At 48.1% G+C, this 13313-nt stretch carries 13 protein-coding genes and 3 pseudogenes; all 16 read left to right on the forward strand.

What is annotated here, in order from left to right; translation table 11 throughout:
- The 16 genes and pseudogenes from AAIE03_RS05740 to AAIE03_RS05815 all read left to right on the forward strand — a co-directional run bounded on the left by AAIE03_RS05740 (nt 1) and on the right by AAIE03_RS05815 (nt 13299).
- Nucleotides 1–327: a hypothetical protein gene (locus AAIE03_RS05740; protein ID WP_024472462.1), complete on the forward strand. Its 327-nt coding sequence runs from the start codon at nt 1–3 to the stop codon at nt 325–327.
- Between the two features lie 102 nt (nt 328–429).
- Nucleotides 430–1089: pseudogene (locus AAIE03_RS05745) on the forward strand (RHS repeat domain-containing protein); the annotation flags it as partial.
- 329 nt (nt 1090–1418) lie between these two features.
- Nucleotides 1419–1667 carry a hypothetical protein gene (locus AAIE03_RS05750; RefSeq protein ID WP_104933453.1) on the forward strand — a complete coding sequence of 83 codons (249 nt, stop codon included), beginning with the start codon at nt 1419–1421 and terminating at the stop codon, nt 1665–1667.
- A gap of 74 nt (nt 1668–1741) precedes the next feature.
- Nucleotides 1742–1834, forward strand: a pseudogene (locus AAIE03_RS05755) (RHS domain-containing protein); the annotation flags it as partial.
- An 86-nt stretch (nt 1835–1920) separates the two neighbouring features.
- Nucleotides 1921–2013, forward strand: a pseudogene (locus AAIE03_RS05760) (RHS repeat-associated core domain-containing protein); the annotation flags it as partial.
- Between the two features lie 198 nt (nt 2014–2211).
- A complete protein-coding gene (locus AAIE03_RS05765; protein WP_024472304.1) occupies nt 2212–2475 on the forward strand; it encodes a hypothetical protein in 264 nt (87 codons plus the stop codon).
- A 43-nt stretch (nt 2476–2518) separates the two neighbouring features.
- Nucleotides 2519–2839, forward strand: a complete 321-nt coding sequence (locus AAIE03_RS05770; RefSeq protein ID WP_104933451.1) for a hypothetical protein — start codon at nt 2519–2521, stop codon at nt 2837–2839.
- A gap of 635 nt (nt 2840–3474) precedes the next feature.
- Nucleotides 3475–3936: a PTS sugar transporter subunit IIA gene (locus AAIE03_RS05775; RefSeq protein WP_022623317.1), complete on the forward strand. Its 462-nt coding sequence runs from the start codon at nt 3475–3477 to the stop codon at nt 3934–3936.
- Nucleotides 3933–4256, forward strand: a complete 324-nt coding sequence (locus tag AAIE03_RS05780; protein WP_028722723.1) for a PTS fructose transporter subunit IIB — start codon at nt 3933–3935, stop codon at nt 4254–4256. The genes AAIE03_RS05775 and AAIE03_RS05780 overlap by 4 nt, the downstream gene beginning before the upstream one ends.
- 13 nt (nt 4257–4269) lie before the next feature.
- Nucleotides 4270–5373 carry a PTS fructose transporter subunit IIC gene (locus AAIE03_RS05785; RefSeq protein WP_047714092.1) on the forward strand — a complete coding sequence of 368 codons (1104 nt, stop codon included), beginning with the start codon at nt 4270–4272 and terminating at the stop codon, nt 5371–5373.
- A gap of 25 nt (nt 5374–5398) precedes the next feature.
- Nucleotides 5399–8032 (forward strand): mannosylglycerate hydrolase, encoded by a 2634-nt coding sequence (gene mngB / locus AAIE03_RS05790; RefSeq protein WP_498562867.1) that lies wholly within the window; start codon nt 5399–5401, stop codon nt 8030–8032.
- Between the two features lie 41 nt (nt 8033–8073).
- Nucleotides 8074–9942: a BglG family transcription antiterminator gene (locus AAIE03_RS05795; protein WP_498562868.1), complete on the forward strand. Its 1869-nt coding sequence runs from the start codon at nt 8074–8076 to the stop codon at nt 9940–9942.
- Nucleotides 9943–9984: 42 nt separating this feature from the next.
- Complete coding sequence (locus tag AAIE03_RS05800; RefSeq protein ID WP_047714089.1) at nt 9985–11157, forward strand: carbohydrate porin; 1173 nt, start codon at nt 9985–9987, stop codon at nt 11155–11157.
- A 218-nt stretch (nt 11158–11375) separates the two neighbouring features.
- The gene (locus AAIE03_RS05805) at nt 11376–11864 is read left to right on the forward strand and encodes an Hsp20 family protein (RefSeq protein WP_221611821.1); all 489 of its coding nucleotides are present in this window, start codon (nt 11376–11378) and stop codon (nt 11862–11864) included.
- 79 nt (nt 11865–11943) lie between these two features.
- Entirely contained in the window at nt 11944–12240 is a 297-nt protein-coding gene (locus tag AAIE03_RS05810; protein WP_028722729.1) for a hypothetical protein, read from the forward strand.
- Between the two features lie 258 nt (nt 12241–12498).
- The gene (locus AAIE03_RS05815) at nt 12499–13299 is read left to right on the forward strand and encodes an ABC transporter ATP-binding protein (RefSeq protein WP_480279627.1); all 801 of its coding nucleotides are present in this window, start codon (nt 12499–12501) and stop codon (nt 13297–13299) included.
- Nucleotides 13300–13313: the final 14 nt, after the last annotated feature.

Raw genomic sequence — 13313 nt, forward strand, 5'->3', positions numbered from 1 at the left:
ATGGATTATAGAAAGATATCTGCCGATTTATTGATTGAATTTGGAATTCTGAAAAAAATCCTTGAGAAAGAACATGAAAAAAATTGGATGAGAGGAGTGTTGGCAATAATTGAAAAACTTGATATTTGCTTAAACAAGGAAGGTGCTTCTGAAAAAGAGAGCTTAGAGGAAGCTTGTGATACATGGAAAACAATGGAGCAGGGGAATGGTTCTTTTACTGATTTTTATATTTGGCGCGATGATGAAAAAGAAAGGAGTGAAGCTAATAAATTTTTGGATTCTGTAAAGAGCAAAATATGGAAAATAATAAATGATAATAATCTTTAAGTTTAAATGAGTAAAAAAATTGTAAAGCCTAAAGTCAGACGTAAGTTATTATTGTGAGTGCTGATAGTGAGGAATACCCAGCAATATTAAAATGTTATTTGGCTATTTTCTCAGGATGGCGTGCAACTTGGTAAAGGTCACTGCTGCTGGGACAGTGCTGGCAACCCGCTGGATCGCCATGCCGCTTCCCACATCATGCATAACCGCGTGACCGGGCTGAACGGAATCCGCTGGCAATATTACATTCATGGTCGTACCACTGAAAAGGATGACGGCCAGACCCGCTGGCGCTACCGTTACGATGGTGAGCACCGCCTGACGGATGTGATCAGCGAGCCACGTGACCGTAATAGGCCGCGTACTAAGGTGAGTTTCCGCTACGATCCGCTGGGACGTCGCATCAGTAAAACCCGCCAGCAGCTGTTACAGTGGAGACCATCTGGCAACGCCGTCACGACGCGCTTTGTCTGGGAAGGCTACCGCCTGCTGCAGGAGATCCACGACGGCATTCCGCTGACCTACGTCTACAGCGACAGCCAGAGCTATGAGCCTTTGGTCCGTATTGATGGCGTGGAAAGCCCGGAAATATTCTGGTTCCACTGCGCGGCTAACGGCACGCCAGAACTACTGACCGACGCTGAAGGTCAAAAGACCTGGGAAGGTGTGAACAGCCCATGGGGCAAACTGCTGCGCGAGTCTAACCAGCGAATTCCGGTGGTGGAGCAAAACCTGCGTATGCAGGGCAAGTATCTGGACCGGGATTAATTTGCTTAAGCAAATTTGAATATCGCTTCAGTGATGGCCCCAAGGAATGAGGCACCGCAGGTGCCGATTTCAAGGAGTTTACATTTTATTTTTTGATATTAATCTACAAATCATAGAGTTATTTCAGATTTAGGGGGGTACGTTGCAATTTTTTGGAAACGGCGTGCCACAAGTGCGTCATCCTCGAATGTTTGGTGATAGAGAGGGAGCCCCCTCTTGACCATTCATCTAAGCCTCCCCAGAATATGGTGCTGGAGAAATCAAAAAATGCATGCTAATTCAAGTGTAATAGAGTTCGATAAAGTTGATATTCTACCGGAGAGAGAATGATAGATTTATTTTCCTACAATGAAGTTTTAGATTTTCTTGAGATTTTTTTTCAAAAAATGATTAAAGATGAAGCATATCGCGAGGAGATGAAATTTATCATTGATGGAAGTCGCAAGAATAAAACAGTTTCCATTCGGGCCATTGACGTTTGTTTCATGAATTATCGAAAGGTTACTGGCGATTATAGTCTTGCTACAGATGAAGAGATGGGAATCTGGAAACAGTTATTTAATATTTGGCAGTGAAACTTGAATTAATTAAATTTAATTTGAATTATGCATTGATTTTTCGGTAGATATTATGACGAACTTAATAAAGGCAAAAAGTATGGGAAGGTGTGAACAGCCCGTGGGGCAAACTGCTGCGCGAGTCTAACCAGCGAATTCCGGTGGTAGAGCAGAACCTGGGCATGTAGGGCCAGTACCTAATTTGCTCAAGCAAATTTGAACATCGCTTTAGCGATAGCCCAAGGGGTGAGGCGCCACAGGTGCCGAATTAACCAAGCTGCACTATAATTTGTTCCGCTATTATGACCCGGACAGCGGCCGGTTTACCCAGCATGACCCGATAGGGCTGGCGGGTGGGATAAACCGTTCAATAAAATTCGACATTAATAATAGCAGCGAGCTCAAATTTCTGGTTTATATGAGTATTAAGGTCTGTGGTTATTTGGCGGTTTATTATCAATAACAATGGAATGTTAAATTCTAAATGGCGATTAAGAAATTCACTAGAGAGTAGCGAATAAACTTCACAGGTGATGAGTATCAAAGAGGCACCAAAAACGCCATGAGTATAGATAAAACTAGTTTGAAAATATACGAAGCATTGATGTTTGCTTCTTACGTAGATGAAGCGAATGAAATAAAAAGTCTAATGGGTAAGGTATTGACATTAAGTAAAAGCGACTCTGAGAGGTTGAGCGCTATCGAAAGTTTACTTTCACGTTGTCATCCAAAATGGTTGGGTGATTGTTATGTTAAAAATAATTCATATAACGAATGGATGGAGTTGATAGCAAAGTTTAAAAAGGAGTTATCTAAGCTTAAGTAAATATTGGTGAAAATAAGCTGATTGAGATTATTTAAGGAGTGAAATGTTAAAGGCTATTGTTGTGACTATATTGGAAGATAAAATAGTTGTGATTAAATCAGTAGGTTGCGGTCATGACATTTCTATTTTATCGATGCGTAGTTATCTTGAGGCGGGGTGTTCTTACTGTGTTAATTTTAAAGATGGAAATGATAAGATTACTGTATTGAAAAAACTTATTGAGATGGGCGCGTTGTTTTCATACGGACAGGGTTGGGCTCCATCTCAGGTTATGGATTACCTTAAGGAAAGAGGTGAAATTAATATGCCTTATAAGGAGATAGCCTGGAATAGACCGGGAGATTTCGTAGTAAGGGAAAGGTAAGAATTCAGTTGCCAACTTTTTATAGCGCTACTTTAATTGAATTTTTTGAAGGGGTTTTTGAAATATCGTTTTTCCTAGAGGTTATTAGCGCACTTTCAAGTGGTGTGCGAAGAGGTTAATTGCAGGTGCTGTGGTTTTAATAGCTAAATAATTATGGGTTTTCCGGTTGTATCAGGAAGTTAGAGTGTATGCTCTCTAATGATAATTTCAAGAAAGAATCTATAAAGTTGGTATTTAAGACTTCTTTATCTATATAGGGTTTCAATCAATCTTGATTGTAAGTACTACTTCAATTTTTTATTACCTTTCAGGGGGGCTACATAAGATTATTTAACATATAACAAAACACCATTCCCTCTTGCCATAATCACTCAGCTGAATTCTTTTATTCCCTCCAACCTCCTTTTCAAATATCCCTATTCTTTACCACCTTACAAACACCTCTAAAACCTGTCCTTATTCCTCCACGTGATCCATATCTCAAAGAAAGTTATTATTTAGACCTGCCTCCCATTTCTGGCCCGCTCTGCCGCAGACATCTTCCGCACCATACCGGAAACCGCTTGTGTTTACATACCTTAGGTTTCGGTTAGGATTTTCATCAAGGTACGGAACAATCCGGCAAGAGGGAAAACATGCTTATTGATCGCGAAAGCATATTCTTAAATAAAGCATTTACCAGCAAAGACGAGGTCTTTGATTTTATTGCTTCGCACGCGGTTGCACAGGGATGGGCGGTGAGTGCAAATGACATTAAAACGGATCTCTGGCAGCGCGAGCATGAATATTCCACGGGTTTTGAAAGTCAAATCGCCATGCCTCATGCCAAAACGGACAACGTAATAAAAGCCGGCGTGATTTTTATTCGGCTGAATGACGCAATTGAATGGCAAAGTCTGGATGGCGAACCCATCAAAATAATCTTCGCACTTTTGGTACCAAAATCTGGCGCCAGTCTTCTGCATTTAAAAATCATTAACGCGCTGGCAAGCCAGATTGTTGATGATGATTTCAGGCGAGCCTTATTTACGCTCGAAAACAGGGATGCCCTGTTCCAGTTTATGGTGCAACGAATCCAGTTTAAGGAGGAAGCATGAATATCGTAGGCGTCACGTCCTGTATTGCGGGCTTAGCCCATACGCCAATGGCAGCCAAATCGCTTGAGAAAGCGGGAAGAACGCTGGGCCATCAGGTGCATATCGAACAGCAAGGGGCGATGGGGATGATCGATAAATTAACCCCACAACATATTGCTGAAGCGGACTTTGTGCTGATTGCCGCCGATCGCTCGATTGAAGAAGAAGAGCGCTTTGCCGGTAAGACCGTCATTAGGGTGAAAATCAGTCAGTGCGTCGGACATGCCGCCGAGGTCATTGCAAAATGCGTGGCGGCTGTCGAGGCGCGCCGTAACCCGTGATATTGGTGACACTATGAAAAAAACTATGGTCAATATCAAAAACCATTTAATGACAGGGATCTCTTTTGCGCTGCCCGTCATTATTGCCGGCTCGTTAGTCGTCGCCGTGGCGAAGATTATCGGCATCATCCTGGGTGAACCCAATCTGGACAGCTTTGCCCACAGTAGCGGGCTGGAAAAATGGCTGTATCTTGCCCAGGATATCGGCTTCAAAATCATTGGATTAATGAATTACGTATTAGGCGCTTACGTTGCCTATTCAATAGCCGGGAAAAAAGGGCTGGCGCCAGGTTTTGCGGCGGGTTTGATTGCCTCTGTCACCGGATCCGGTTTTTTGGGGGCCGTACTGGGCGGCTTGCTTGCAGGCTACTCTGCGGAATGGGTATCACGAAAAATCCGCATCACCGGTTCTGCCGCTTCGTCCGTGCCCCTCATCATCCTGCCGTTTATTACCGTTGGGCTGCAGGTTGTCGTGATGCTGTTGCTGCTGGGCGATGTCCTGCACTGGCTCAACAGTTCGCTGATGGCCTGGGTGCAGCGCATGACCGAAGACGGTACCAATACCGTTGTGCTGGCTGCGGTACTGGGCGGCATGATCTGTTTTGACCTTGGCGGGCCAGTTAATAAAGCGGCATGGGGCACGGGAAATGTGCTGTTTATGAGCGGCGTTTATTTACCAGCTATTTTGGTTAATGTTGCGATTATTATTCCGCCATTAGGCTATGCCGCTGCCCGCTTTATCCGGCCACATAACTTCAGTGAAACCCTAAAAGAAGCCGGTAATGGCTCGGTGATTATGGGCATTCTGGGAATATCCGAAGGGGCAATACCGTTTACGTTGAAAAATCCCGCGCGATTAATTCCGTTAAACATACTGGCGGGCGCGATGGGCTCAATGACGGTGGCGCTGTTTAAAGCCTATCCCATTATGCCGCCGTTGGGGGGCTTGTACGGTGGTTTCACCGTCGGGAATCCGTGGGCCTATTTTCTTGGCGCGCTGGTGGGCACCTTGGTGATCGCAATAGGCGCTAACGTTTTAGTGAATTTTAATGAGACGGATGCGAACAGCGAGAGCATCAATACTTCCCCGGACGATATTGAAATTAAATTCGACTAAAGCGGTTTTTAGTAAGGTTAATAATATGAAAAAGCGGACAGTTCATCTCTATACGCACACGCACTGGGATCAGGAGTGGTATTTTACGTCTTCACGCTCGCGGATTTACCTTTACAACCATATTAAAAATCTTATTCAGGTACTGGAAACCCATCCTGAGTTTCCCTGTTATTTATTAGACGCACAAAGCTCACTTATCGAAAGCTATCTTCAGTGGGCTCCTGAGGATCGCGCCAGACTCACGAAACTGATCGCCGATGAACGTTTGCTGACGGGGCCGTGGTTTACCCAAACGGATCAGTTGGTGATTCATCAGGAGTCTGTTGTCAGGAATTTGTTTTACGGTATGGAAGTGGCTCAACGCCATGGCAACGTAATGAAACTGGGCTATGTGCCGGACTGCTTTGGGCAGGGCGGCAATATGCCGCAACTCTATCGCCAGTTCGGTATCCATCACGCCTTATTCTGGCGCGGCATTGCTGACAACACGCTGCACGAAACAGAGTTCTTCTGGCAGGGCGATAACGGCGACCGGGTTTTTGCACTGCAGATGCCGTGGGGTTATCACTACGGCGGCTTGCTGGATGAAACGCCTGAAACCATGAAAGCCTTTCTTGATGAGAAGATGGCTGCTATAGAAGCGCGCAGTCATCGCCAGCACCTGCTGTTTCCTCATGGCTTCGACCAGGCTCCCGTGCGCCGCAACTTGCCAGAATTGGTCGGGCAGTTTAATGCCTGTGATGATAGCCGCCATTATCAAATCAGCAACCCGCTGACATTTATCAAGGCGCTGGAGCAGGAGGTGGGCACCGACGCGCGAACATTAGAAGGTGAACTCACCGAAGCCAAACATTCACGGGTACATAAAACAATCTTCTCCTGTCGTGCCGATCTGAAGCTACTCAACAATGAAATTGAATCGCTGCTGGTGAATACGCTTGAGCCTGTGCTGGCGATAAGTCAGAGCCTGGGCAATGCCTATCCCAAACATATTGTCGCAACGATATGGAAACTGATGTTTTACAACGCCGCCCATGACAGCATCGGCGGATGTAACAGCGACGAGACGAATCAGGATGTCTTGTCTCGTTATAAAGAAGCCAAAGGGCTGGCGCAGAATTTACTGGAGTTACATACCCGACTGATCACACAGCGCATTCCGCGCCAACATGATTTTACCTTCACCGCTTTTAATCCACTGCCGTGGAGTGTTGCTCCAGACATAACCTTCGAGGCCTGGCTGCCGGGGCTGCCGTTTACCTTGCGTGACGGCAACGGCAAAGCAATCCCCTGTGTTATCGAGTCTGAAGAAGATCTGACGCAATACGTACTTAATCAGACGATTCGCCTCGATCCGGGTAAAGCCTGGCATAAACCTGAAAAAGTCTGCCGTACGCGTCTGACCGTTAACAGCCCGGTATTACCGGCACTGGGCTATGACCGCTGGTACATTGATTTCAGTGAGGATAACGCCGCAAGGCCAGCGCTGAGCCAGGAGACAACGGCTGAAAATGACGTTTACCATATTCAGGCGGAAGTCGATGGCCTGTTAACCATTACTGATAAACGGAGCGGTAAACGCTATCCGCGACAAATGCTCTTTGTGGAAAACGGTGATGATGGGGATTCATACAATTATTCGCCGCCTCGGGCCGATTGGATGATTACGTCTGAGGGCGCCATGACGACCGTCCAGAAACAAAAGAGTAGCGTCAGTCAGGGCCTGATACTTCGCTACGCGCTCAAGGTTCCGGCTGATTTAGCCGAAAGGGCGGCAGGCACTGCCACGACAACCCTGAACCTCAAGGTAAACGTCGTTCTGCAGAATGACGATCTTATTCGTTTTAATGTGGAAGTGGATAACAACGTTCTGAGTCATCGTCTTTGCGTGCACTTTGCCACAGATATTGCGGCCCGTGTTTCCTGTGCCGATCAGCTGTTTGGCGCGGTCACCCGACCGGTTCAACTTGGCAAGGCGCTGCAGTGCTGGGAAGAAGAGCGCTGGCAGGAAAAACCGATCTCGATTGAACCGATGCAAAGCTACGTCAATCTCCACGATGAGCAGCACGGCTTTACGCTGCACACCAATGGTGTGCGTGAATACGAAATCGTCGGGGATGATTTCAATACGCTTTCGCTGACGCTGTTCCGCACATTTGGCTTTATGGGTAAAGAAAATCTGCTTTATCGGCCGGGCCGTGCGTCCGGTGAAAGTATCGTAGAAACGCCCGATGCCCAACTGTTGAAAACGTTGTCATTTGCTTTTGGCTGGCGAACTTACCGCGGCACATTCGATGAGGCCCAACATGCGCGCGTGTCGAAAACGTGGCTGACCGGGTTTCCCGTTTATCAGGACAGCGACTTCCTGAACGGACGACTGCGTTTTTGTCTGAATGACGAGGTGCGGGATTATCCCGAAACTTACAGCGCGCTCAACCTGCCAGCAACACACCGCGATGCTCTGGTCAGTGCGGTGAAATGTGCGGAAGACCACAGCGGAATCATCGTCAGATTTTATAATCCCCATCTGGAAACCGATGTCGTGATTCCGCCTCTGCAGGACGCGCGCTGCGTAATGCTCGATGAGATGACGCCCATGCAGGCACGGCAGACGCTCAAGCCTGACGATGTGCAGACGGTGCTGATTAGACGGATATAACCATGAGACTGTTCACCAGCAAACGGGTCAGGGACATCTTCATGACACTCGCGCAGGGCGATATCACGCAGGCCGCCCTGGCAAAAGAGATGAAGGTGTCAACAAGAACCATCCGTACTGACCTCAAAGAAGTGGGTGACATCGTCAGCCAGTCTGGTAACCGTCTTATCTATTCGCGAAAAAACGGCTTCTCATTACAGATTAGCGAGCCTGAGGCTCTGCAGGCTTTACTGAATCAGTGCCAACGGCCATGGAATGAAACACGTTCGGGGGCACAGCGTCGCGCTGCCATGCTGGAGGCACTGCTGTTTGATGAGCAGGGCGTGAGGCTTGCTGAGCGGGAAGCCGAATGGTTTATCAGTATCTACAGCTTGAGAAATGACATTACGTTACTGAAGCGTCACGTCTCTCTCTATCAATTGCGAATTGTGTCGGAGGGTGAAGACATCTTTACGCTTAAAGGCAGCGAAATTGCCTTTCGGCGTTGTATTTACGACCACCGACTGCGCCTGACTCAGGCCACTGACGAGGAGAGTTATGTCGGCCCGGTTACGGCATACCCGGACTGTAAAAACGCATTGAGCCAGTGCCTTGCAGAGAAAAGGATCGCGATAAGTGATGCAAATCTTCGCTTTTTAAGCCTGATCACAGGGATTGCGCAAGAGAGGATGGCGCGAGGCAAATGGCTACGGGATTTTGAATTTTGCGATGCGGAACCTGGCTGGAAAACGCTGGCTGAAGCTGTACTCCAGTCTTTATGCGTTAACCCGGCGATGCCGTTTTCGCAAAGTGAAATTGACTTCATGGCCATGAATCTTGTCGCCTTTTGTACCACAACCTCCAGCCACAATCTGGTCTCTGAACAATACGCTGTTGAACGCACGATAATGAATCACTTCCTGAGCTACGTGAGCACATCGTGGTTTATTGATGTGAATTATGACGCGCTGCTCCAGGCGACGCTGCTAAGCCATATCAGAGCCATGCGCATTCGCGTCAACAACGCAATTACCATTGTTAATCCCTTACTGGAACAAATAAAACGCCACTATCCATTAATGTATGAATTAACGCTGAGTGCGTTCAGTGAACTGGATCAGTTCTTCAGGGCGACCGTCAGTGCCGATGAAATCGGTTATCTGGTTATGCATATTGGCGCCATTCTGGAAGACAGTATCAGCCATCAGAGTGGGCAGGGGATGCGGGCGCTGGTGGTTAGCGATCAGGGGATGGCCTCGACGCGAGTCGTCTGTCAAAAAATTCTTAGCATGTACCCGGGGTTAGATATCGTCAGGCAGATCTCCGTTGAGCAATATAGTCTGCTGCCTGAGGTTGACGAAGATATTGTCATCAGCCTGGTCAATATTGTTGAGAAGAATAAACGTATTATTCTATTGCCCCCGTTTCCAGAGAGAGGGCAGCTCGAAAATATAAAATATTATTTGGTGTCTGAAACACAGCCTGTCAACGCGATGCTGACGTATTTTTCTGCTGATAATTTTTTTGTATTACATGCGGGAGATTATACCCGTTCATCATTAATTACGTTTCTTTGCGACAGGTTAACCGCGCAAGGGCGGGTTACCGATCATTTCTTATCGTCGGTATTAGATCGTGAAGCGCGGGCGTCAACGCTGCTGGATGATAAAATCGCCATCCCGCATCCGTTAGGGCCTGTTGCGGTACGCACCGCAGTCTCTGTCGCCATCTTTCCCGAGGGCATTGAGTGGGATAGTGGTAAACAGGTAAAACTTGTTTTCATGTTGGCCATCAGTGAGGACCAGTTCATTGACAGTATGCTGATATATGATTTCCTCACCAATATTCTGGATGACGATATTATAGAAAAAATAAGTCAGTGTGAAAATTATAACGAATTTATTACAGCTTCAAAAAAGTACTTCCTTTAAGAAATTTATTCACTCAGGGTTATTTAGCATAAGGAGTTGGCTATGAAATACCGGCATTATGTCTGGGGCATGATTTTTATCTCTTCCGCTTCATTTTCCTCGATAACATTTGATACAGAACAAGGCGCGCTGAAACTCTATGGTGATGTTGAGTTCAATCTCGATGGCGCAAGCAGAACGGGCCAAATTACCTCATTAAAAACCCGTGCCGATAAAAACTGGAAGGCAGGAGAAGCGGAACGCTGGGACGTCAATGGCCGCATCTTAATCGGGTTGGACGGTTACCGAAGCATGGCGGATCAATCCTTCGCAGGCTTTACCGTGCAACCGCTGGCCGATCTCTCTGGCGGGCTTGAATTAGACGACGCGGCTTTCTTCTTTGGTCAGGAAAAAGACTGGAAAGTGCAAGTGGGCCGCTATGAAGCCTTCGATATGTTTCCGCTCAATCAGGACACGCTTATCGAATATTCCGGCAACACGGCCAACGATCTCTACGAAGATGGCTATGGCTATATTTATATGATGAAAGAGGCGCGCGGACGGGGATCGGCGGGGGCTGTTCAGCTAAGTAAAACATGGCAACGTTTTTATTTTGAACTCAATGCCATGGCGAATGACGGCACGAAGTTGTTCCAGAATGGGGAATACCATGGGAATACACTGGAGCATAAAAAGAATGTTATTTATTTGCGCCCGGTTATCGCCTGGCGCCATAGCGACGTCACGGCGGCTGTCGGCATGGAAAGCAACGTGGTGAACAACGCCTATGGTTATACCGATAACCGGGGGCAGTTTAAGGATCAGTCTAAGCGCAATGGATATGGCGCCACGCTGAGCTGGGACGGGCAACGTGCGAATCCAGATTCAGGAACGGTCATCAATCTCAGCACGGCCTATATGGATGCGACGGAAGAACAAAACTTCAGTGCTGGCCTGAATGGACTATGGCGCGACTTTCAGCTTGGCTATATCTACGCGCGCAACGATGTGAAAGCCTTTACGATGCAGTATATCAGCGGGGCCAGCCTGAGTGACTTTATCTTAGGCAAGTATGATCTCCATACCATCCACTCCTCATACCGTTTTCGCAATGTCATGAAGATGCAAAATTTCGATATTTACCTTGGCGCTTACTGGTCGCAGATTAATGCTGAACGGCACAGTGGCGATAACGAACGTTACGGGGCGCGGGTCCGGTTTAAATACCATTTCTGATAAACATCAAGCCGCTCCCGGTTGAGATAACATGGCATTTTTACAGGGCGCGGCGCGTCACTCAACATCGTCAAAAAGGTGGCCCGCCAGCTACCAAAAAATTTCATTTTCATCCCTTGAAATCATCCAAAAAGATCCTATAAATTTTTGTGAGCAACGGGGAGGGTCCCCACTCAGATGAGCTTTTGAATGAACGATTAATTCAGGAGGTTATCACCATGGCATTACGTCATTTTCCACTGTTTCCTTCTGTTGCAGATTCTGCATTCTCAGACCGGTTTAACCGTATCGATCGGCTTTTCAGCCAGTTGACCGGTGATGCGCCCGTGTCGGTTTCACCCTCTTATGACCTCAGACAAACGGATATTGAGCACTATGAGCTCACCGTCAGTGTCCCCGGCTGGCAAGAACACGAGCTGGAGATCGAGGTGGCGGGCGGTCGCCTGACGGTGACCGGCCAGAAAGAGGAGGTCACGGATAATGAGGCGGACAAAGAAGGCCAGAACAGCGGCTGGCTGCATCGGGGCATCAGTCGTTCAGACTTCCGTCTGAGCTACAGCGTGCCTGAACATATGAAAGTCACCACCGCACGGCTGCAGGATGGACTGCTGCGGGTCGGTTTGCATCATGAGGTGCCAGAAAGCGAGAAACCTCGCCGCATTCCGATTGAACACCGCACCTCAGAGGCGATTGAACATCAGGCCTAATGGCAGTTTGACCCGACAGCGGGGAGCGTGAACAGCGCTCTCCGCACTCTGTTATCAAGCGAAGAATCAGGAGGCTGTTATGAGAGTCATCAGCGTGCCCGAAGATCGTAGCCTGTATCCTAAACTGGTCGGCGAGACCGTCATGGCTGCCAAACTGCAGCTGGGCAGGACCCGCCTGTCGGTGAATTACAATAAAGTGCCAGGCGGAATTCTGCCTGTGCTGGTGGTGGATTTTTACAACGAGAAGGGCAAGCTCTACACCCTGCGCTACAACCTGCCACCGGATACGCCAGAGCGTACCGATCGCCGGGTATCGTTGCTGATGCGATTGATTGAGAAAGAGGCCCGCGAGGAGAAGTTGGCTGAAGCAGTATGATCGCTCAGGACAGCGGTAAACGCGAGGAAGTCGTTATGTTGAATACATTGATGCTGCATAGCGCTCTGGGGGCAGGCATGTTAGCGATGACGGCCAGCCTGTTGCAAAACCGATTTAAATAGCCTGTTCTGTTATTCGTTATCCCTGTCTTTAATCTAAGTGCCGCGTCGTCGGCACTTTTTTTCATGTCACCTGGTCGCTTGTTATTTCACTCTGTAGTTGTTATGTTATAACGTAACATAAAATTGAGGTGATCTGATGCAGCCAGAAATACTACATGCCAGTGAATCAATATTGCGGGTGGGCATTGGGACGCTGTGCAAACCTGATGGCGGCTGCCTGCTCAATAACATCACTTTCGGCATCGGGACAGGGGAGCGCCTGGCAATTATCGGGCCGAACGGCAGCGGCAAAACCTCATTGCTGCGGGCGATGAGCCGTGAGCTGGCGGTGCAGAAGGATGAGATAACGCTAAACGGTCGCTGCCTCAAAACTTACACACGGCAGGAATTAGCCACATGTATCGCCGTCATGGCGCAACACGATGTGCCTGACCTGAGGCTGTCGGTTGAGGATTACGTTGCACTCGGTCGTCTTCCTCATGTGCGCGCCTGTCCAGATTCTGTTAATCAGCGCGTTGTCAGTGAGACGCTAGAGGAAACAGGGCTGGCGGCGTTACGGCGACGTTCGTTAGAGGCGTTATCAGGCGGTGAACGACAAAGAGCGGCCCTGGCGCGCGTTCTGGCCCAAAAGCCACAGCTGATTCTGCTGGATGAACCGACCAATCACCTTGACCCCCTTGGACGACATGCGCTGCTGACCTTAATCAAAAACAAAGGCGTCACGGCCGTGGCGGTCTTGCACGATTTATCACTGGCAGATACGTTTGCCGACCGCGTGCTGGTTCTGTCACAGGGGGAGCAGGTAGTCTGTGATGCCCCCGCTCGCGCCCTGTCATCCCGCTATCTCCGGCCGGTATTCGGTTTAAACAGTTTTACCGTATCGCATCCCGCCAACGGGAGCCATTTACGCATTTTCGAGGTGCCAGACTGTGCCTGATTCGTTGTTAACTC

This window comes from Pantoea sp. Ae19-2, assembly GCF_059801205.1.

Bases quoted from the DNA above. Each gene is read 5' to 3' on its own strand.
- AAIE03_RS05805 (WP_221611821.1), top strand. From the start codon at position 11,376: ATGGCATTACGTCATTTTCCACTGTTTCCTTCTGTTGCAGATTCTGCA.
- AAIE03_RS05800 (WP_047714089.1), top strand. From the start codon at position 9,985: ATGAAATACCGGCATTATGTCTGGGGCATGATTTTTATCTCTTCCGCT.
- AAIE03_RS05810 (WP_028722729.1), top strand. From the start codon at position 11,944: ATGAGAGTCATCAGCGTGCCCGAAGATCGTAGCCTGTATCCTAAACTG.
- AAIE03_RS05775 (WP_022623317.1), top strand. From the start codon at position 3,475: ATGCTTATTGATCGCGAAAGCATATTCTTAAATAAAGCATTTACCAGC.
- mngB (WP_498562867.1), top strand. From the start codon at position 5,399: ATGAAAAAGCGGACAGTTCATCTCTATACGCACACGCACTGGGATCAG.
- AAIE03_RS05785 (WP_047714092.1), top strand. From the start codon at position 4,270: ATGAAAAAAACTATGGTCAATATCAAAAACCATTTAATGACAGGGATC.
- AAIE03_RS05770 (WP_104933451.1), top strand. From the start codon at position 2,519: ATGTTAAAGGCTATTGTTGTGACTATATTGGAAGATAAAATAGTTGTG.
- AAIE03_RS05740 (WP_024472462.1), top strand. From the start codon at position 1: ATGGATTATAGAAAGATATCTGCCGATTTATTGATTGAATTTGGAATT.
- AAIE03_RS05795 (WP_498562868.1), top strand. From the start codon at position 8,074: ATGACACTCGCGCAGGGCGATATCACGCAGGCCGCCCTGGCAAAAGAG.
- AAIE03_RS05815 (WP_480279627.1), top strand. From the start codon at position 12,499: ATGCAGCCAGAAATACTACATGCCAGTGAATCAATATTGCGGGTGGGC.
- AAIE03_RS05750 (WP_104933453.1), top strand. From the start codon at position 1,419: ATGATAGATTTATTTTCCTACAATGAAGTTTTAGATTTTCTTGAGATT.
- AAIE03_RS05780 (WP_028722723.1), top strand. From the start codon at position 3,933: ATGAATATCGTAGGCGTCACGTCCTGTATTGCGGGCTTAGCCCATACG.
- AAIE03_RS05765 (WP_024472304.1), top strand. From the start codon at position 2,212: ATGAGTATAGATAAAACTAGTTTGAAAATATACGAAGCATTGATGTTT.